General features: G+C 69.7%; 16 protein-coding genes. 11 read left to right on the top strand and 5 right to left on the bottom strand.

The genetic code is table 11. The annotated features are described in order from the left end of the window. Positions 1-2: 2 nt before the first annotated feature. Positions 3-884: a pyrroloquinoline quinone biosynthesis protein PqqB gene (pqqB, locus tag AOK01_RS15785; protein WP_245702278.1), complete on the bottom strand. Its 882-nt coding sequence runs from the start codon at positions 882-884 to the stop codon at positions 3-5. On the opposite strand from pqqB, the gene AOK01_RS45105 reads away from it, so the two are divergent. Next, positions 772-1,056 (top strand): hypothetical protein, encoded by a 285-nt coding sequence (locus AOK01_RS45105; protein ID WP_055512019.1) that lies wholly within the window; start codon positions 772-774, stop codon positions 1,054-1,056. The two genes, pqqB and AOK01_RS45105, sit on opposite strands and share 113 nt — an antisense overlap. A gap of 4 nt (positions 1,057-1,060) precedes the next feature. Here AOK01_RS45105 and pqqA read toward each other — a convergent pair whose 3' ends face one another. After that, positions 1,061-1,147: a pyrroloquinoline quinone precursor peptide PqqA gene (pqqA, locus tag AOK01_RS46555; RefSeq protein ID WP_063792805.1), complete on the bottom strand. Its 87-nt coding sequence runs from the start codon at positions 1,145-1,147 to the stop codon at positions 1,061-1,063. Positions 1,148-1,939: 792 nt separating this feature from the next. Between pqqA and AOK01_RS15775 the strand changes: the two genes are divergently transcribed. The 4 genes from AOK01_RS15775 (at position 1,940) to AOK01_RS15760 (ending at position 7,470) form a co-directional block, all read left to right on the top strand. Next, positions 1,940-2,593 carry an MBL fold metallo-hydrolase gene (locus tag AOK01_RS15775; RefSeq protein ID WP_055512016.1) on the top strand — a complete coding sequence of 218 codons (654 nt, stop codon included), beginning with the start codon at positions 1,940-1,942 and terminating at the stop codon, positions 2,591-2,593. 127 nt (positions 2,594-2,720) lie between these two features. Next, on the top strand, positions 2,721-4,964 hold the full coding sequence (gene katG / locus AOK01_RS15770; protein ID WP_079103452.1) for a catalase/peroxidase HPI: 2,244 nt from the start codon (positions 2,721-2,723) through the stop codon (positions 4,962-4,964). A gap of 328 nt (positions 4,965-5,292) precedes the next feature. After that, complete coding sequence (locus AOK01_RS15765; protein WP_055512013.1) at positions 5,293-5,754, top strand: MSMEG_3727 family PQQ-associated protein; 462 nt, start codon at positions 5,293-5,295, stop codon at positions 5,752-5,754. Positions 5,755-5,784: 30 nt separating this feature from the next. Next, positions 5,785-7,470: a PQQ-dependent dehydrogenase, methanol/ethanol family gene (locus tag AOK01_RS15760; protein ID WP_055512010.1), complete on the top strand. Its 1,686-nt coding sequence runs from the start codon at positions 5,785-5,787 to the stop codon at positions 7,468-7,470. A gap of 75 nt (positions 7,471-7,545) precedes the next feature. On the opposite strand, the gene AOK01_RS15755 is transcribed toward AOK01_RS15760, so the two are convergent. The 3 genes from AOK01_RS15755 to AOK01_RS15745 are packed head-to-tail and all read right to left on the bottom strand — an operon-like array spanning position 7,546 to position 9,784. Beyond that, on the bottom strand, positions 7,546-8,661 hold the full coding sequence (locus tag AOK01_RS15755) for a DUF5954 family protein (RefSeq protein WP_213862103.1): 1,116 nt from the start codon (positions 8,659-8,661) through the stop codon (positions 7,546-7,548). A 59-nt stretch (positions 8,662-8,720) separates the two neighbouring features. Continuing rightward, positions 8,721-8,924, bottom strand: coding sequence for a DUF397 domain-containing protein (locus AOK01_RS15750; protein ID WP_055512007.1), 204 nt, complete (start codon positions 8,922-8,924; stop codon positions 8,721-8,723). Continuing rightward, a complete protein-coding gene (locus AOK01_RS15745; RefSeq protein WP_055512004.1) occupies positions 8,921-9,784 on the bottom strand; it encodes a helix-turn-helix domain-containing protein in 864 nt (287 codons plus the stop codon). Before AOK01_RS15745 ends, AOK01_RS15750 begins: the two co-directional genes overlap by 4 nt. Before the next feature lie 192 nt (positions 9,785-9,976). Here AOK01_RS15745 and AOK01_RS15740 point away from each other — a divergent pair, with 192 nt between their 5' ends. The 6 genes from AOK01_RS15740 to AOK01_RS45100 all read left to right on the top strand — a co-directional run. After that, on the top strand, positions 9,977-10,438 hold the full coding sequence (locus AOK01_RS15740) for an ATP-binding protein (RefSeq protein WP_055512002.1): 462 nt from the start codon (positions 9,977-9,979) through the stop codon (positions 10,436-10,438). A gap of 199 nt (positions 10,439-10,637) precedes the next feature. After that, positions 10,638-12,224 carry a serine/threonine-protein kinase gene (locus AOK01_RS15735; protein WP_055512000.1) on the top strand — a complete coding sequence of 529 codons (1,587 nt, stop codon included), beginning with the start codon at positions 10,638-10,640 and terminating at the stop codon, positions 12,222-12,224. After that, complete coding sequence (locus AOK01_RS15730; RefSeq protein ID WP_055511997.1) at positions 12,225-13,028, top strand: N-formylglutamate amidohydrolase; 804 nt, start codon at positions 12,225-12,227, stop codon at positions 13,026-13,028. Positions 13,029-13,407: 379 nt separating this feature from the next. Continuing rightward, positions 13,408-15,609 carry an elongation factor G gene (gene fusA, locus AOK01_RS15725; protein WP_079103461.1) on the top strand — a complete coding sequence of 734 codons (2,202 nt, stop codon included), beginning with the start codon at positions 13,408-13,410 and terminating at the stop codon, positions 15,607-15,609. 1,429 nt (positions 15,610-17,038) lie between these two features. Beyond that, positions 17,039-19,045 carry a bifunctional polysaccharide deacetylase/glycosyltransferase family 2 protein gene (locus tag AOK01_RS15715; protein WP_079103460.1) on the top strand — a complete coding sequence of 669 codons (2,007 nt, stop codon included), beginning with the start codon at positions 17,039-17,041 and terminating at the stop codon, positions 19,043-19,045. A 64-nt stretch (positions 19,046-19,109) separates the two neighbouring features. Continuing rightward, a partial coding sequence (locus tag AOK01_RS45100; protein ID WP_245702276.1) for an LCP family protein occupies positions 19,110-19,815 on the top strand: 706 nt, incomplete at its 3' end.

Raw genomic sequence — 19,815 nt, 5'->3', positions numbered from 1 at the left:
CTCTACACCCGTATCTCTAGCCCGTCCATGGCCACTTCCATGCCCTGCTTCTCGACCAGACGTCGTTCAGGCGCGTCCTCCAGGAGAATGGGATTGGTGTTGTTGATGTGCACGTAGATCTTGCGCTCGACGGGAAGAGGTGAAAGCTGTTCGAGGCTGCCGTCCGGACCGTCGATCGGTAGGTGGCCCATCTCTCGTGCCGTCTTGCCGGCCAAGCCGAGCCGGATCAGCTCGTCGTCGTGCCAACAGGTTCCGTCGACGAACAGACACGCGCAGTCGTCCAACTGCTCGCGTATCGCCGGAGTGAGCTGCTGCAGCCCCGGGAGGTACACCGCTGACCGGCCGCTGCGCTCATCCGTCAGGCGGTAACCCACCACCCGGCCCTGCCCGCTGGTGGGCCCGAAGCGCGCCTGCTTGGTCGTGGGTACGTCGAAGGCCCGGTAGCTGAGGCCGTCCCCCAGGGACACGTCGGCGCCTGGAACGACCGGTCGCCACTCGACCGCGCAGTAGCGCTCCAAGGTTCGGAGCAGCGATGTCCCGTCGTACAGCGCCTCGTGCGCTGCTTGAGTGGCGTGCACTTCGAGGGCCCGGCCCTCGCGCAGGAGCAGCAGGCCGAGTGTGTGATCGAGCTCGGCGTCGGTGAGCAGTACCGCTGCCAGCGGCGTCGTCCGGCCCTTGCTCGACTGCGGGGCCGACAGGGACTCGATGTGGGCGTGGATGTCGGGGGAGGCATTGAGGAGGAACCACCGCTGGTGATCGGGGCTCACGGCGATGGAGGACTGGGTGCGGGGCCGGCAGGGCCGAGAACCGTCCCGTACCGCGCGGCATCCCGGGCAGCCGCAATTCCACTGCGGAAATCCGCCGCCCGCCGCCGAACCCAGCACCCGCAGCCACATCCTGGTCCTTCTTCCGCTCCTGGTCGACTTCGCGGTCGACTTCGAGGTCGACTTCGACGGGGTGTCGCCCGGTGCTGGAGGCCGGGGGCGCCGAACACGTGGATCCGGCACCGCACCGACCGACCAGCTGTGCGTCCGACCGACCGGCCGGACCGACTAACCGACTAGTCGTCCAGCTCGGCGAAGTAATACATGGTGACTTCGGCTCCGCAGCCGATCTCTTCGAATTCGGGCGTTTCCCACGATGTCATTTGTTTATCTCCTCTCGGTCGATCTCATGACGGAGGGATGGGCAGGCTCAGGCCCACCCCTGGCGCGCACCCGGTGATGGCACCGGATTCGGAGAGCTTTTAGCCGTCGGCCGAGATCCGGTGGTGCCGGGCGGTCGAGGCGAGTGGCCAGGGGCGCTATTGGGCTCGTACTGTACGCAGCCGATAACGCACCCACAAGGGTGCCCGTTCATTTCTTCCCGGCCTCTGCCGTTCGTTCGCCAATGGCTACCGTTCAAGCCCCGATTAACGCCGTTGGCGGCTGAGCCGTTGCGGATCACGTGATACGCGCACGAGTATCTGGGCTCGATTCGTCCGGCTCTGCCGCCTCGGCACACGTGGCCGAGGGGGTGCTCGGCCGGGAAACGCCCGTGCGGCGCACGCCCGTCGTGGCGCTGTCCTCCAGGGCCGAATCGAATCGATCCGACTCGCTGATTTACGTTCCGGCAAGGTAGGCGAAGAAAGGGGCCGGCGAGATTTTCTGCAAGTCCGAATAAATCCTTGCCTCTTTCTCTGCGATCGACGATTGCCTTGTCGAAGTGGCACTCAGCACCCAAGGTGCCAACGAGGCGGACGACATGACGTACGGATGTCGCGGCGGTGGTCCGGGAGCTTTTTCTGACGGATCGAACGGACCCGATCGACAAGGGAGTGGGAAATGGCGCAGCAGGTAAGCGGAGTGGTTTCGCACAGCAGGGGCAAGCCGGTGTCGGTGGAGACGATCACGGTTCCGGACCCGGGACCGGGCGAGGTACTGCGCTCGGTGGTGGTGCTGTGAGCCGGCGCGAGGTCCACAGCCACGAGCCGGCGGTCCAACGCGTCGTGACCTCCGGGACGTTCTCGCTGGACGGCGGGGTCTGGGAGGTGAGCAACAACGTCTGGATCGTCGGTGACGACGTCGAAGTGCTGGTGATCGACGCTGCGCACGACGCCGACGCGATCGCGGCGGCGGTGGGGGACCGGCGGGTGGTCGCGGTGGTGTGCACCCACGCACACGACGACCACGTCAACCAGGCACCCGCGCTGGCCGATCGATACGGCGCGCCGATCGTGCTGCACCCGGCCGAGGCGCCGCTGTGGGAGATGACCTGGCAGGAGCGCACACCCGACCGGGCTATGGCCGACGGCGACGTGCTACGCGCAGGCGGAGTCGAGCTGCGCGCGCTGCACACTCCGGGGCACTCGCCGGGATCGACCTGTCTGTACGCCCCTGAGCTGGGCACACTCTTCAGCGGGGACACCCTCTTCTTCGGCGGCCCCGGCGCTACCGGACGGTCGTTCTCCTCGTTCGACACGATCATCGAGTCGGTCCGGGACCGGCTGCTCACCCTGCCGCCGGAGGTCGAGGTGCGCACCGGGCACGGCGAGGCGACCTGGATCGGCGCCGAGGCACCACACCTGCTGGATTGGGTGGCCCGGGGGCACTGAAACATGTGGCCGTGCCGGCCATGCGTCGGCGCGACGCCGTAGTAGAGGGTGACCGGCCGTTTCGTGCACACCGGCGACCACCTCCTGGAAATATCTGAGGGGCTTCGAGGCCCCGGAAGGAGCTGCCGTGCCGGAGAACCCTGACGCCGTCGTCATCAGCAGGACGTACGACCAGATCCTGGGCACACGCCGTGCGGCCGACCGCCGTGGTCACCCGGCTGCCGGTGGGGACAATCGTGACTGGTGGCCCAACCGGCTCAACCTGAAGGTGCTGACCAAGCATCAGCCCGCAACGGGCGCCATGGGCGAGGAATTCGACTACGCCGCCGAATTCCGGACCATCGACCTGGACGCTCTGGCACACGACATCGACGAGGTGCTGACGACCTCGCAGGACTGGTGGCCCGCCGACTTCGGCCACTACGGACCGCTCGTGCTCCGGATGGCGTGGCACTGCGCCGGCACGTACCGCGTCGGCGACGGCCGTGGCGGTGCGAGCAGGGGTATGCAGCGCTTCGCACCCACCAACAGCTGGCCGGACAACCGCAACCTCGACAAGGCGCGCCGATTGCTGTGGCCGGTGAAGCGGAAGTACGGCCGCAAGATCTCCTGGGCCGACCTGATGGTGTTCGCGGGCAACCGCGCGCTGGAGACGATGGGCTTCGACACCTTCGGCTTCGCAGGCGGCCGGGAGGATGTCTGGGAGTCCGACGAGGACGTCTACTGGGGTCCGGAACGTACCTGGCTCGGCGACGAGCGGCACACCGGTGTCCGGGACCTGGAGGAACCGCTGGCCGCCGATGAGATGGGCCTCATCTACGTCGACCCGCAGGGCCCGGGCACCCTGCCGGACCCCGTAGCGGCTGCCCGCGCCATCCGGACCACGTTCGGGCGCATGGCGATGAACGACGAGGAGACCGTCGCGCTGATCGTGGGCGGGCACACGTTCGGCAAGACGCATGGCGTGGCCGACCCGGGCCGCCACCTCGCCGCCGAGCCCGAAGGCGCCCCGATCGAGGAGCAGGGATTGGGCTGGCAGAACAGCTACGGCACCGGCAAGGGCCCCGACACGATCTCCAGCGGGCTGGAGGGCATCTGGACTCCCACCCCCACCACGTGGGACAACAGCTTTCTCAAGACCCTGTTCGCCTACCAGTGGGACGTCGAGCTCAGCCCCGCCGGATTGTGGCAGTGGATTCCCGGCGACGGCCAAGGGCGAGGCACTGTGCCGGATCCCCATGACCCGTCGAAGACCCACACCCCGAGGATGCTCACGACGGACCTCGCGCTGCGGGAGGACCCTGTCTACGGGCCCATCGCCCGACACTTCCTGGAGAACCCGGACCGGCTGGCGGACGCGTTCGCCCGCGCCTGGTTCAAGCTCACGCACATCGACATGGGCCCGGTCCAGCGCTACCTGGGGCCGCTGGTCCCCTCCGAGCGGCTGATCTGGCAGGACCCGGTGCCCGAGGTGGCCGGCGAGCTCGTCGACGCCGCCGACGTCGCCGAACTCAAGAGCCGGATCCTCGTCTCGGGACTGTCGGTGTCCCAACTGGTGGCCACCGCCTGGGCGTCCGCCTCGACGTTCCGCAACAGCGACAAGCGTGGCGGGGCGAACGGAGCGCGTATCCGGCTCGAACCACAGCGCAACTGGGACGCCAACGGCCCGGAAACGCTCACGACCGTGTTGAGCACCCTGGAAGGGATACAGGAGCAGTTCAACGCCGAGCAGCGCACGGACAAGAGGGTCTCGCTGGCCGATCTCATCGTGCTCGGCGGATGTGCTGCCGTGGAACACGCCGCAGGCAGAGCCGGGCACGCGGTCCAGGTGCCTTTCACCCCGGGCCGTACCGACACCACGCAGGAATGGACCGATGTGGAGTCGTTCGCGGTGCTTGAGCCGGCCGCGGACGGGTTCCGCAACCACGTCGGAAAGGGAAACCGGCTGCGGGCGGAGTACCTGCTGGTCGAGCGCGCCAACCAACTGACGTTGAGCGCTCCCGAGATGACCGTCCTCGTCGGCGGGCTACGCGTCCTGGGCGCCAACCACGGGCAGTCTCCGCTGGGCGTGTTCACCGCGACGCCGGGGTCGTTGACCAATGACTTCTTCGTCAACCTGCTCGACATGAATACGGAGTGGGTGGCGAATTCGGCGAACGACGCGGTCACGAAGACCTTCGAGGGCCGTGACCGGCGAAGCGGTGAGATCAGGTGGACCGCCAGCCGGGTCGACCTCGTCTTCGGGTCTAATTCCGAACTGCGTGCGCTGGCGGAGGTCTATGCGAGCGAGGACGCCGGAGAGAAGTTCGTACGCGACTTCGTGGCCGCGTGGGACAAGGTCATGAACCTCGCCCGGTTCGACCTGTGTTGACCATCTGGCTCGACTCGACCCGACCCGCCCGATATCGGTCCGAGCGGTAGGTCATACCGTGCGAACGGTGTCGCCTGCCGGACCGGCGGTCATCCCTTTCGGGGTGGCCGCGGTGAGCGTAGAGTCCGGTCTCGTTGCGGGACATTGATCGGTGCTCGGTTCATCGGAATTCGGGAAGCGCCATCGGCTCGGATGTGTGTATTGACTCGGACTTGTGTGTTGCATCGCTCCGCCGCCGCCTGATGGGGCGGCAAGGTATTCAGCGCGTTTTCCCGGTTACGCCGGATTTTCGTCCGCATGTGGATTCGCAATGAGGAGGTGGAGTCCAATGGCGACAGTTCAGGAACGTGCTGATTTGCTGAACAAACTCGGCTTGGACGCACAGAACCAGGCAGCGATCGGTCGCGTACTTGGAACCGGAAGCATCGCGAGGGCCACGGAGCGAGCCGACGGCACCATGGAGGCGACGATCCGGATCAAGGAGGACGAGATCGCCTGGGATCCCGCGATCCTGGTCCTGCCGCACGGTGGTGACGTCGAACTGACGATCATCAACGACGACAAGAACACGCATGCCTGCCTGCTGCCGAGCAACGGCGACAAGAAGTTCATCTGGCTGCTGAACCACTCGAAGGGCCGGGCCAGGCTCAACCTGGACGGCCCTGGCTACTACTGGTACAGCTCGCCGGGCGGCAACGACGAGGGCCGTGGCCTGACCGCCGCCATCGTCGTCCTCGGAGAGGTGCCGCCGGAAGCCCGTCTCGACCGTCCCGACCAGCCGCGCCGGTAGACCGGTAGACCGGTAGAGAGGAACGAACCCATGACAGTCGAGTACGTGGACGCGGGTGAGGCGATCGACCACGGAGCGCTGAGCGCCGCCTCCGGCACCGCGCCCGCAGTGGCCAACAACGTCAACTACAAGCGCCTCCTCGACGCGCGTTCGGAACCGGAGAACTGGCTCACCTACTACGGCGACTACGACGGCAAGCGGTACAGCCTGCTGGACCAGATCAACACGGAGAACGTCAAGCGCATCGGGCCTGCCTGGATCTTCCAGGCAGGCTCCTCCGGCCAGATCGCGGGTGCTTCGACCTACGCGTTCGAGGCCTGCCCCATAGTCGTGGACGGCGTCATGTACGTCACCGGCTGGGACGGCTGGTTCTGGGCTCTGGACGCGAAGACCGGCGAGCAGCTCTGGCGCTACAAGCACGCGGTGCCGTTCGACGTCTCGCTCTGCTGTGGGAACGTCAACCGCGGCTGCGCGGTGGCGAACGGCAAGGTCTACTTCGTCACGCCGAACGCCCACCTGCTGGCGCTGGACGCCACCAACGGCAAGAAGGTCTGGGAGAAGACCACCGGGGACGTGCGCGCGGGCGAGAGTGCCACACTCGCTCCGCTGGTCGTCAAGGACACGCTCATCACCGGCAGCTCCGGCGGCGAGTTCGGCGTGCGTGGCCACATCGACTGCTGGGACCTGGAGACCGGCGAGCACCGCTGGCGCTGCTACACCGTGCCCAAGCCCGGCGAGCCGGGCTCCGAGACCTGGCCCGCCGACGGTGAGGCCTGGGCGCGGGGCGGCGCGAACCACTGGGTCACCGGGAGCTACGACCCGGAGACGAACCTGTACTACGCGGGCACCGGCAACCCGGCGCCCGACTTCGACGGTGAGGTCCGTGAGGGCGACAACCTCTACACCGACAGCGTCGTCGCGGTGGACGTGGATTCCGGTCGGATCGTGTGGCACTACCAGTTCACCCCGCACGACCTGTGGGACTACGACTCCACGATGGAGATGATCCTGTTCGAGCGGGACGGGAAGAAACTGCTCGCTCACTTCGACAAGAACGGCTACTTCTTCGTGCTGGACCGCACCAACGGGCAGCTGCAGCACGTCACCCCGTTCGTCGACCGGATCGACTGGGGCACCATCACCCGTGACGGCAGGGTTACGGCCCGGAAGTACCCGGACAAGGAGGGCGAGCCCGTCCACTTCTACCCCGGCCCGGCGGGCGCGAAGGAGTGGACGCACGCGGCGTACAGCCCGCGTACCGACATGTTCTACGTGCCGGTCGCCGACGTGGGCGCCACCGCCACCCGGCGGCGCCGTGAGTTCAAGGAAGGCATGCCGTACTGGGGTGCTGCCGTGCAGGTGGACATCGACAACATGGCCGGGTCGGTCAGCGCGTTCGACTCCCACGGTGAGGAGAAGTGGCGCTGGCGAAACCCGCACCCGATGGCCTCGTCGGTGCTCGCCACCGCGGGGGACCTGGTGTTCTCCGGCACTCCGACGGGCGAGTTCATCGCGCTCGACGCCCGCACCGGCGACGAGCTGTGGAAGTTCCAGTGCGGTAGCGGCCACCACGGCAGCGCGATGACCTACAGCGTCGACGGCAAGCAGTACGTCGCCGTGCCGGTCGGCTGGGGTGGCTGGCTGGAGGGCATCATCCCCGGCATGCTCGGCGCGGGCCACGGAGACGCGTTGATCGTGTTCGCTCTGCCGGAGTGATCAGGACCGCATGACTGCAACATGACAGCACCCGATCTCAGTCTCAGGCCGAGATCGGGTGCTTTTGCTGTCTGCTCAGTGCGACCGCCCGCCGTCCGGCCCGTCGCCGACGCCCGCGCTCATGCTGTCGGACTCGGACTCGGGCTCGGGCTCTGACTCGGGTTGGATGTTGCCGTGTTCGTCCATGGGCGGGCGGATACGCATCGGCTCGGTGTTCTCCGGGTCGGAGCTGCGGGGCGGTTCGGGGCCGTCCGGGCCGGTGCGCAGCATGCGTTCGACGCGGCAGATGCGGTAGGTGTCGCCCAGGACCGTCACCTCGTTCGCGTGCGGCGTGGCTTCCAGGTCTTCGGCGGCGCGCGTGTACGCCTCCCGGGTCGCGGTGTCCAACTCGTACATCTCGGCCCACAGCCAGGACAGGCCGTTGTGTACGACGCGGCGAGCGTCGTGCGGGGTCGGCTGGAGGCGGCTGGCCGGGGTCCAGCCGGCCCCGGCGCGCTTGATGACGCCGAATCCGACCGGGAGCAGGATGAGTTCGGGGTAACGGTGGACCGCCTGCTGGGATTCGGCACGCATGGCGGGCGGGACGTGCTCGCCCTCGTAGGTGAATTCCCGAAGCGCTTGGCGGTTGCCTTCAGCCATGACACCGAACGGCGCCGCGGGATCGTCCGGCCGGGTGTCGAGCAGATGGCCGATGTCCGGCAGGTCCCGGTCGCGGCCCGGCTGGTGGCCCCAGGAGAGGTCGGCCGGTTCGGGGTCGGACGGGCGGGGCGGCTCCGGGCCGTCGGTCAAGCTGCAGCGTGCGTACTCGTCGCCCCGTACGACGCGGTAGCGGCTGCCCAGCACCATGAGCTCGTCGATCCGCTCGCACTCCAGGCGGCGCACCGCCGCGAGGAGTTCGCGGCGCTCGGCGACGGTCTCGGCCTCGTCCTTCGCCCGCAACCACAACAACGAGTTGAGGGCGTCCCGGGCCTCCTGCGGGGTGCCGTCGGTGGCCTCGGACACCAACCGCCACCGGGCACCGGGCTCCGGACCGAGTGCGGCCACGCCGAACACCGGGCCGCGCGGCCACACATAAGGGCACCGGGTCGAGGCGTCGAGTGCGTCAGCCTCGCGGACGAGGGCCACCGGGTCGTCCTGCCGCAGCAGTTCGGCCGCGGCCCGCTCCATTCGTCGCTTCCAGTCATCACTCATGCACACATTGTGGCCGCGAGTGGTGTGCGGTGTCGCACGGTTCCCGGAGATCGCCGCGGTCAGTGGGACGGGTCGCGGCCGAGGTCGGTGACGAATCCGGCCCACGCGGCCCGGGTGAACGCGAGCTGCGGGCCTGTGTGCTTCTTGGAGTCCCGTACATGGATTGACGCGTTGTCGGCAGCGACTTCAAGGCACTCGCCGCCTTCGTCGCCGCTGTACGTGCTCTTGAACCAGCTGAGCTGTATGGGGCGTTCGGTGTTCATAGGTCCTCCAGCATCGTCTCGATCAGGCGCAGGGATTCTCGGGTGGTGAGCGCCTGCCCACGGATGCTGCCATATTTCGCGGTGAGAACCCTTACGTCCTCCGGATCGGTGATCAGGCGGCTCGTGTGCTGGACCTCCAGGTAGGCCATGCGCGGCCTGCCTTTGATTTCGAGCAGGGTGAATGGGCCGCCCATCCCGGCGTGGTCCTGACTGAGCGTGGGCATGACCTGGATCTCGACATGCCGCAAGTGAGCCACTTCCACGAGGCGTTGCAACTGCTCGCGCTGGACCTTCGGGCCGCCGAACGGCTGTCTCAGTACGGCTTCCTGCACGATCGCGGTCACGGTCGGCGGGGGCCGGCGGACCAGCAGCTCCTGCCGAGCGAGCCTTGACGTGACGCGCTGTTCGATCGACTCCTCGTCGAAGAACGGTTGCCTGCTGGCGAACACGGAGCGTGCGTACGACTCCGTCTGGAAGAGGCCAGGTACTGCCTGGTTGGCGAAGTAGCACAGCTCGACGGCCTGCGCCTCCAGCTTCGCGAAATCCCGGAACCACTCCGGATGCCGCACCCGCCTCCGCGCCTTCGCCCGCTCCACGTCCTCCGCCGTCACCGCCAACAGCCCATCGCACCCCAGCAGCTCATCCACTGCCGCCAGAAACTCCGGTTGCGGTGTCCGGCGCCCCCGCTCGACCGACGAGATCTGCTCCTCGCCGTAGCCGACCCGGCGGCCCAGTTCCTTCTGACTGAGCCCGGCCCGCTCCCGGGCGGTCTTGATCTGCCGTCCGACCGCGCGGAAGAGGTCCGACACCTCCTCCGTACCGTCCGTACCGTCCGTGCTCGGCTCCGGTCGTCCCGTCATCCCGCACCACCGTTCTCGTCCTGGTCACCGCTCCGCCCGGAGTTCACCGATGGGCGGTGCCCGAGGCCACGGCCGTACGCCCGTACAACCGCGTCGGCCACCGGTACAGCCCGACTTGTACGGCCGGACAGTGACCCTCCGTACGCGCACCGTCACTCACGAGAGTAGATCGGGTCGGCCACGCTCTGTGAGGTGAACCAAGAATCAGTCGCCGCGACCCGCGAACCGCTCGCGCACACCGGCCACTTCAGCTTCAGCAGCCTCTTCACCACCACCGAGTACGGCGCGCACCAGGTCCGTCACGAGGCCGAGCGCTGGCTCGCGGAGCACCTGCCACTGGTTGGCCCGAGCGGGGGCGAGGACGCGGACATGGACGCCGCGAGTCTGCTCATCGCCGAACTCACCGCCAACGCAGCTCTGCACGGCCGGGTGCGAGGTCGTGACGCCCGCCTGGACCTCACGCTCGGCGCCATGTCACTGCTCATCGAGGTGACGGACGCCCGGGGTGACCGTCTCCCCGGGCGGCCACCGGCGACGGCCGCCGACGGCGAGTCGGGCCGGGGCCTGCTCCTCGTCGAGTCCCTCGCCGACGACTGGGGGGCTCGGTCCCACCATCCCGGCGGCAAGACGGTCTGGGCCACGATCGGACTGTGACCGGCGGTGGCGTCAGCGCGCGCCCAGACACGTACACCAGGAATCGTCGGCCATGTCCCAGCGCTATGCTCACCGGTGTTCGAGTGCGACATGGGACCGGTGGCAAGGAAGCCATCGGGAGGGGCGTGAGGCGGGCGTGTTGTCCGGCAGTGATGATCAGCAGCATGCGGCGGCGCACGCGGCACGAGGTGCCGGGCGTGTGATCGCTGGTCGGTATCGGCTGACCGACCAGCTCGGCAGGGGCGGCATGGGCACGGTCTGGCGGGCCCACGACCAACTGCTCGCCCGGGACGTCGCGGCCAAGGAACTGCACGTCTTCACCCAGGGCGACGAGGACCACCGCGTGTGGCTGCGCCGTGCGGTCCGTGAGGCGCGCGCGGTCGCCCGGGTGCCGCACCCGCACGTGGTGGGCGTCCATGACCTGGTCGAGTCCGAGGACCGGCTGTGGATCGTCATGGAACTCATCGACGGTCCTTCGCTGGCTCAACTCATCGCCCGGTCCGGCCCGTTGGAGCCGACGCGGGTCGCCGCCCTGGGGCTGCAACTGCTCGGCGCGCTGGACGCCGTACACGCCGTGGGAGCCCTGCACCGCGACGTCAAGCCGGCCAACGTCCTGCTGCGCCGCGACGGCAGCGCGGTCCTGACCGACTTCGGTATCGCCGTCCTCGACGACGGGGAACTGCACACCAACTCCGGGGAATTCGCCGGCTCCGCCGAGTACATGGCGCCCGAGCGCATCAACGGCGGTGACGTCGGCCCCGCTTCGGACCTGTGGTCGCTGGCCGCGACACTCGTCACCGCCGCCACCGGCGCGTCGCCGTTCCGCCGGAAGGTGAACGTCGCCACCCTGCACGCGGTGGCGTACGAGGAGCCCAACCTGCCACCGCAGTTGGGCCCGCTGCTGCCGGTCGTCGAGGCGCTGCTGCGCAAGGCGCCCGAGGAGCGGCTCTCCCTCCCCGACGCGACGACCGCGCTGCGGTATGCCGCCGACGGGGGCGCGGAGCTGCGGTCGCTGCCGTCGGCCGCCGTCCGGGCGGCGATCCCGGCGGCGACCCCGGCAGCCGTCTCCCTCGCGGACGCGGAGACCCGCACCCACCACCACGCCCTGTGGGCCGACCAGGCGGCGCCCACCTCCCGGTACGACGCCGAGACCGCGTCCGCGTTGATGAGGAGGGACACGAGACGGCGTGACCAGCGCGTCCTGGGATGGGTCGTCTCCGCGGTCGCCCTCCTCGTCGCGGGCACCGGTGTCGGCCTCTTCCTCGCCGAGGCCCCGCCCTTCGACCGGACCGCGCAGGCCGACGCGGGGGACCCCGCGGGCCAGGGGGACGGGGCCGTCTCCCCGCCGGCCGGTACCCCCCTGCCGCCGACGCCCGTCGCCAACGACTCGGTGGTCCATGGCACCGAGGGCTGGCAGCGGGCCACCGAAACGCCCATCGAGGCCGGCGACACCGTCACCGTCCGCTTCACGTCGGGCCAGTGGACCGTGGACGACCCCGAGATGCCGCTGACCGGACCGGACGGCTACGACCCCGAGACCGACCAGAAACTGACCTTCGCGGCAGCGGACTGCAAGGTCAACGAGTCGGCCCCCTTCGGCGTGCTCCTCGGTCGGTTCACGGAGGGTGGGGAGGGCGAGGAGAGTCACATCGTGGGGAACCAGTGGACCTTCGAGGCGACGGCCGCGGGCACGCTCGAACTGCGCATCAACGACGGCGACGACGGCTGCGTCACCGACAACGCGGGTGACCTCTCCGTGACGGTGTCCGTCGCCAAGGGTGCCTGAATGAAGGGCGCTTCGGCCGCGTACCGGCTGGTGCCGGGCGCGCCCGGGTCACCGGTGATCCTGCACGTGCCGCACTCCTCGCGGACCGTCCCCGCGGACGCGCGGAGCACCATCGTGCTCGACGACGCCGCTTTGGAACGGGAGTTGGACCACATCACCGACTCGCACACCGCCCGGATCGCCGCGGAGGCCGCCGCCCGGTCCACCGAGGAACCCTGGCGGTTCGTCAACCAGCTGTCCCGGCTGGTCGTCGACCCCGAACGCTTCCCGGACGAGCGGGAGGAGATGCGGACCGTCGGCATGGGAGCGGTCTACACACGCACCACGCACGGCGACCACCTCCGAGCCCTGGGCGCAGACGCCGAACAGTTGCTCCTCGACCGCTACTTCCACCCGTACACAGCCGCCATGACCGACGCCGTGACGCGGCGACTGGCAGCGGTCGGGCGGGTCGTGATCATCGACGTGCACTCCTACCCCAGCGAGCGACTGCCGTACGAGCTCCACGGCGACGGCCCCCGACCGCCCGTGTGCCTCGGACACGACCCCTTCCACACCCCGCCCGGCCTGCTCGCCCACGCCGAGAAGGCGTTCGCGGGCTTCGGCGGTACGGGCATCGACAGCCCCTTCGCCGGCACGTACGTCCCGCTGAAGCACTACGGCAACGACCGGCGGGTCAGCGCCCTGATGATCGAGATCCGGCGGGATGTCTACATGACCGAGCCGGGCGGTCCTGCGGGGCCGGGCCTCGACCGGGTGGCGGCGGCACTGGCGGAACTCGTCGACGCGGTGACCGGCGCGTAAAACCCCATGCCTCGGCCTGGTCCCGTTCCCTACACTCACCACACGACGCGCACCGCCCACCACCGCGGCGCGCGCCGTGATCAGTGACCAGTGGACCAGTGACCAGTGAGGGGAGCCCGGCCATGCGGTACCGCACCGCTGTTGTCGTTCCCCTGTCGAGGTACGAGGTGATCCTCGTGTCTTCGGGGACCCGGTGCGGGCTGCGCGGCTCGCACCGGACGCCCGTGACGAACGCCTGACCCCTGAGTCCCTTCCTCTGCGGACCTCAGGTCACGTATGGCTTCGTACGGGAATTCGCGCCGACCCCTTCTGGATCAGCCTTGAAAGGCCATGGGCCGTGCGTACCGAACTCAACCGTCATGTCACCCACTCCGCGCAGATCGACCAGCCCGCGCGTCTCGCCGGTCTCACCGACCCGCTGGCTGCCGTCCGCAATCTCGGCATTCTCGCTCACGTCGACGCGGGCAAGACCACCGTCACCGAGCGGATCCTGTATGTCACCGGGACCACCCACAAGCGGGGCGAGGTGCATGACGGGACGACCGTCACCGACTTCGACTCCCAGGAGCGTGACCGTGGGATCACCATCTTCGCCGCCGCCGTCAGCTGTGCCTGGGACGGCCGTCGGATCAACCTGATCGACACACCGGGGCACGTCGACTTCTCCGACGAGGTCGTACGTTCGCTGCGCGTGCTCGACGGGGCTGTCGCGGTGTTCGACGCCGTCGCGGGGGTCGAACCGCAGAGCGAGTCGGTGTGGCGGCAGGCCGACCGGTTCGGTGTGCCGCGGATCGCCTTCGTCAACAAGCTGGACCGGGCCGGGGCCGACCTCGACGCGGCGGTCGCCTCCATCCGGGAGCGGCTGCATCCGGCGCCGCTGGTCGTGCAGTTGCCCATCGGCTCGGAGGACGGGTTCGACGGAGTCGTCGATCTGCTGCGTATGCGGGCGTTGATCTGGGCCGACGGAGGAGACGGAGGAGACGGAGTCGAGGAAGGGCCCGTACCCGAAGCCCTGCGTGCGGAGGCGGAGCGGCGTCGACGGCTGCTGGAGGAGGCCGTGGCGGAACTCCATCCCGGCGCGTTGGACGAGTTCTGTACGCGGTCCACCGTCTCCGCGCCGACACTCGCGGGCGCGCTGCGCGACCTGACCCGTACCGGTGACGGTGTGGTCGTGCTGTGCGGCTCCGCCTACCGCAACCGGGGGATCGAGCCGCTGCTGGACGCCGTGGTGGCGTACCTGCCCTCGCCGTCGGACGTGCCCGCCGTACGCGGCACGCTGGACGGCGCCGAGCAGGAGCGGGCCGCCGATCCGGACGCGCCGTTCGCGGCCCTGGCGTTCAAGGTGACCGCGACCGCCACCGGGCGGCTGACGTATCTGCGGGTGTACTCGGGAACGATCCGGAAGGGAGAAGCCGTGGCCGTACTGGACGCGAGCGCGACGCGTACCGAGCGGGTCGGCCGCATCCTGCGCGTCCAGGCCGACCGGCACGCCCAGTTGGACCGGGCGGTGGCCGGGGACATCGTCGCCGTGGTCGGACTGAAGTCCGCCCGCGCGGGATCGACCCTGTGCGCACCGGACGCTCCGCTGGTCCTCGAACCGCCGGCGACGGCCGAACCCGTGGTCTCCGTCGCGGTCGAGGCACGTACGGGCACGGACACCGACCGGCTGGTGTCGGCGTTGGCGCGGCTCGTCGAGGAGGACCCCTCGCTGGTCGTCAGGACCGACGACGAGACCGGCCAGACCGTGCTGTCGGGCATGGGCGAACTGCACCTGGAGGTGGCGGTGGAGAAGATCCGCCGCGCCCAGGGTCTTGACGTCCGGGTCGGCCGGCCGAAGGTGGCGTACCGGGAGACGGTCGTACGCCCAGTCGCCGGGCTGGTCTACCGACACGTCAAACAGGACGGTGGGGCAGGGCAGTTCGCCCATGTGGTCCTCGCTGTGGAGCCGCTGGAGGCCATGGTCGAAGGTACTGACAGTGCGCACGGCGGCAGTGCGACCGGGTTCGAGTTCCGGTCGGCCGTCGTCGGTGGCCGGGTTCCGCAGGAGTACGTGCGGGCCGTGGAGGCCGGTTGCCGGGACGCGCTGGGTGAGGGGCCGCTCGGCGGTCATCCCGTGACCGGGCTGCGGGTCGTCCTGAGGGACGGGGCGACCCATCCCAAGGACTCTTCCGAGATGGCGTTCCGGACAGCCGGCCGGCTCGCCCTGCGCGAGGCATTGCGAGCGCGTGCGAGTGCCGGTGCGATGGCGCTGCTGGAGCCGGTGGTCGAGGTCACGGTCACCGCTCCCGACGAGGCCGTGGGCGGGGTCCTCGGTGACCTGGCGGCACGGCGGGGCCGGGTCACCGGCTCGACCACGCGAGCGGGTGCGGCCGTCGTCACCGCCACCGTGCCGTTGGCCGAACTGTTCGGCTACGCGACACGGCTGCGGAGCCGCACGCAGGGCAGGGGCGTCTTCACTGCCCGGCCCATCGGGTACGCGCCGGCGCCGGGGCCGGCCTCGGGACGTGCGCCGGGTTCGGCTTCGGGGCGTGCGCCGGGTTCGCTGCCGGGTTCGGTGCGCGACGGGACAGCGGGCCGGTAGTCCGGAAGGGCACCGGCTGGTCGTCCGAACGGCGGTCCCGCCCCACGTGGGCGGGACCGTCCTCGGTGCGTGTGCCGGGCGCCGGCAGGCCCGCCTCGGCCAGCCGGGCCAGGACCTCTCGGGCGTACGCGGCCACCGGCAACGACCCGTCGAGCAGCGCCAGATAGTCCCGTACCCGGAGCGCTTCTTCGGGCGGTGTGGGCTTCAGGGCGCGCAGAAACGCCAAGAGCGGTGCGGTCTCCGAGAGCCGTGCGGGCTCCAGGAGTGGTGCGGTCTCGATACGTGTGCCCTCGTGCAGTAGACGCCCGAGAAGGTGCTCGATCAGTGCGGCGCGTTCGGGGGCCACACTGGCGTGTTCGGCCGGGGTGAGCGCGAGTGCTTCCAGTACGGCCACCGCCTGGGCCTCCCCAGGCGGTGCGGCGGCCATGTCCGCGAAGAGGTTGTGGATCAGTTCGGCCCGGTCGGCGACACCTTCGGCGGCGAAAGCGAGGAGCGCTTCCAGGAGCCACGCCGGCCGGTCGAAGACGAGGCGCCCCGGCCGCGCCACGGCCAGCGGGATGAGTTTCGGGGTGAAGGGGTCCGCGCGCAGCCGCTCCAGGAGGTCGGCCCCCGGTGCTCCACCCAGCATCCGCGCGGGCCGCTGCCGGTTGTTGGCGCGGTTGAACAGCCAGGCCAGTACGAACTTCTGCGAGGTCGGCAGCGGACAGCCGGTGTCGTGGACGAGGTGTTCGGTGAGCGTGTACACCGTGTCCGAGGCCGTCGCCCGTTCGCCGAGCAGTGCGGCCAACTCGGTCCGCCATGCGACGGAATGCAGGTTCAGGACGTCCACCGTCCAGGTGTCCATCTTGAAGTACCGGTAGGTCAGGAGCCAGGCGGTCGCGGCTTCGGGGGTGACCTGACACCCCAGTTCGGCGGCGAACAGGGCGGCCTTCACCTCCGCGGTGAGTTCACGCCGGGGGACGCTCCCGCGGTCGGCCGACAATTCGACGGCACCTGCCCGACGTTGGGCAGGTGGCAGCGCGGCCAGTTTCCGGACGACTCCCGCGACGTCGCCGGCCTGCACAAGTTCGACCAGCTTCGTGTCTGAGCGGGTGAGTTGGGTCACACGCACACGCTACGGCCGAGCACCCGCAGAACGAAAAGAACGTTCAAGTGGCAACCAATAGTGGGTACTTGGGGTATCTGCGTCGGTCCCTGCAATCGCAAACCTGTGGCTAGACTCGCGCCCCATGCGTAACTCCGGCCCCGCCAGCCAACGGCAGCAGACGTTCCCCAGCGCATCGGCCACGGACGCCCGGGGCCGGAGAAGAGCGGGTCGGCCCCCGGCTGCCTCGGAGGAGAGGGGGGACGACGTTCCGTGAGGGCCCGGCACAAACAGTCCCGTGATCCGCGAGGGCACTGGCTGCTCCTGATACTCGTCCTGCCCGCGATGTTCGCGGCCCTCCTCTTCGAGGGCTGGACCAACCACGAGGTCGACGCCGCGGACACCCGGTCCGCCTGCACCTCACCCGCACCCGACGCCGTCACCCGCGGCGGCCCCGTCATCGGCATCAACGGCAGCGGCGTACAGACCGCCTCGATGCCCGCCCGCACCGTCGCGCTCACCTTCGACGGTGGCCCCGACCCCGTCTGGACCCCGCGCCTGCTCGACCTGCTGAAACAGCACCGGGCCCGCGCGACCTTCTTCCTCCTCGGCTCCCGGGCGGCCCGCCACCCGGACCTCGTGCGGCGGATCCGCGCCGAGGGGCACGAGATCGGCTCCAACACCTATACCGGAGCCGCTCTGGGCGAGACCTCCTCGCTTCGCTTCGCCGCCGAACTTGGCCTGACACAGAGCGTGTTGGCGGGCACCGCGAACCTGCGCACCAACCTGCTGCGGATGCCGCGGACCACCTCGCCCGACACCCTGTGCGGCCGCGAGTGGGCGTCGGCCAGGCGCGCCACCGCCCAGGGCTATGTGCTGGTCGCCGCCGACAGGGCGTCCCGCAAGCCCGCGCAGGGCCTGGTCCGCCAGTTCAGCCAGACGGCGACGGCGTACCGGGAGACGGAGAAGCTGCTCGGGAACCCGGGGGTCGACCGCTTCACCACCGTCTCGGCCGGGCTCCGGCTGACCCCGTACGCGCGGGTGTCGGCCGCCGAGCGGTGGCGTGGCACCGCGCTGATCCGGGCCACCACTCTGGGGCGCGCGTTCTCGAACGCGATGACCTGGACGCTCGGCATCGCCGGCGCCCTCGGCATGTTGCGGCTGATCCTGCTCGTCTTCTTCGCCCGCGCCCATGTTCGCCGGCTCGAACGCTCCCGGCCCGGCGCGCCCTGGCTGCGGGAGGTGACGCAGCCGGTCACCGTGCTCGTGCCCGCCTACAACGAGGAGGCCGGAATCGAGGCGACCGTCCGCTCGCTGCTCGCCTCCGACTACCCCCGGCTGCAGATCGTCGTCATCGACGACGGCTCGACGGACCGTACGGCGGAACTCGCCGAAGGCGTCGGTGACGCGCGGGTACTGGTGGTGCGCAAACCCAACGGGGGCAAGGCCGCCGCCCTCAACACCGGCCTTGAGTACGCCAGTCACGACATCCTCGTCATGGTGGACGCCGACACCGTCTTCGAACCGGACGCCGTCCACCACCTCGTCCAGCCGCTCGCGCACCCGGCGGTCGGCGCGGTCAGCGGCAACACCAAGGTCGGCAACCGGCGCGGGCTGCTCGCCAAGTGGCAGCACCTGGAGTACTGCTTCGGCTTCAACCTCGACCGCAGGATGTTCGAGGTGCTGGAGTGCATGACCACCGTTCCCGGCGCCATCGGGGCCTTCCGCCGGGACGCGCTGGTGGGGGTCGGCGGGGTCAGCGATGACACCCTCGCCGAGGACACCGACCTGACGATGGCCCTGTGGCGGGCGGGCTGGCGCGTCCTCTACGAGGAGTCCGCCGTCGCCTGGACCGAAGTACCCACCTCGCTGCGGCAGTTGTGGCGTCAGCGTTACCGCTGGTGCTTCGGCACGATCCAGTCCATGTGGAAGCACCGCGGCGCCGTCCTGGAGACGGGCGTCGCCGGACGCTTCGGCCGGCGCGGACTCACCTACCTCGCCCTCTTCCAGGTCGCCCTTCCGCTGCTCGCGCCGGTCATCGACGTCTTCGCCCTGTACGGCGTGCTGTTCCTCGACCCACTGAGTTCGGCCGCGGTGTGGTTCGCCTTCATGGGCGTCCAACTGGCTTGCGCCGCGTACGCGTTGAAGCTGGACGGGGAGCGCGTACGGACCCTGTGGTGGATGCCGTTCCAACTCGTCGTCTACCGGCAGTTGATGTATCTGGTCGTCATCCAGTCCGTGGTCGCCGCCCTGCTCGGCAGCCGGCTCACGTGGCACCGCATGAAGCGTTCCGGCACGGCCGCTGAACAGATCGGCGACCCCGCTCCGTATAAGAGCCTGCCCACGAGATGACCCCGTGATGATCCTGTGACGGGGTGACGCCATGTGCTGAGGGACTGAACAGGCCGATGAACCGATGAGCGGCGGGACCGACCACGCAACAGGCCACGACCCGAGGACGGGCGCGGTCCGGTCGGCAGGCGTCGACGGGCCGTGGTCGGGGCGGCGTGGGAGCGGCGCCCCGCCCTCGACGCGCACGGCACCCCTGCCCGGCATGCCCTCACCCGCCACACCGGGCCGTACGGGCGACGGAAGCCAGTCCCGCAGGGACGCGGGCGGCGGCAGGTCGCCGAAACCCCGCCTCAGCGGGCGCCGCCGGGCGGTACGGCTGACGGCCCTGCTGCTCGCGGCGCTGGTCGCCTCCTCCGTCGGCACCTACGTGTGGGCCGACACCGAGCTGGACCAGGAGGTCGACCTCGGCGCGCTCCCGGACCGCCCGCGGGACGGCAAGGGCACCAACTACCTGATCGTGGGCTCCGACAGCCGCGCCGGCCTGTCCGAGCAGGCCAGGAAGGACCTGCGTACCGGCTCGGCCGAGGGCCGCCGCACCGACTCGATGATCCTGCTGCACACCGGCGCGAACGGCACCACCATGCTGAGCCTGCCGCGCGACTCCTGGGTGACCATCCCGCCGTACGTCCGCCCCGAGACCGGCAGGAGCTACCGCGCCGAGCCGGACAAACTCAACGCCGCGTTCTCGCTCGGCGGCCCCGACCTGCTCGTACGGGCCGTGGAGCGCAACACCGGGCTGCGCGTCGACCACTACGCGGAGATCGGCTTCG

Source organism: Streptomyces aurantiacus (assembly GCF_001418335.1).
GTDB lineage: Bacteria > Actinomycetota > Actinomycetes > Streptomycetales > Streptomycetaceae > Streptomyces > Streptomyces aurantiacus.
This window is presented reverse-complemented; position numbering and strand designations above follow the sequence as displayed.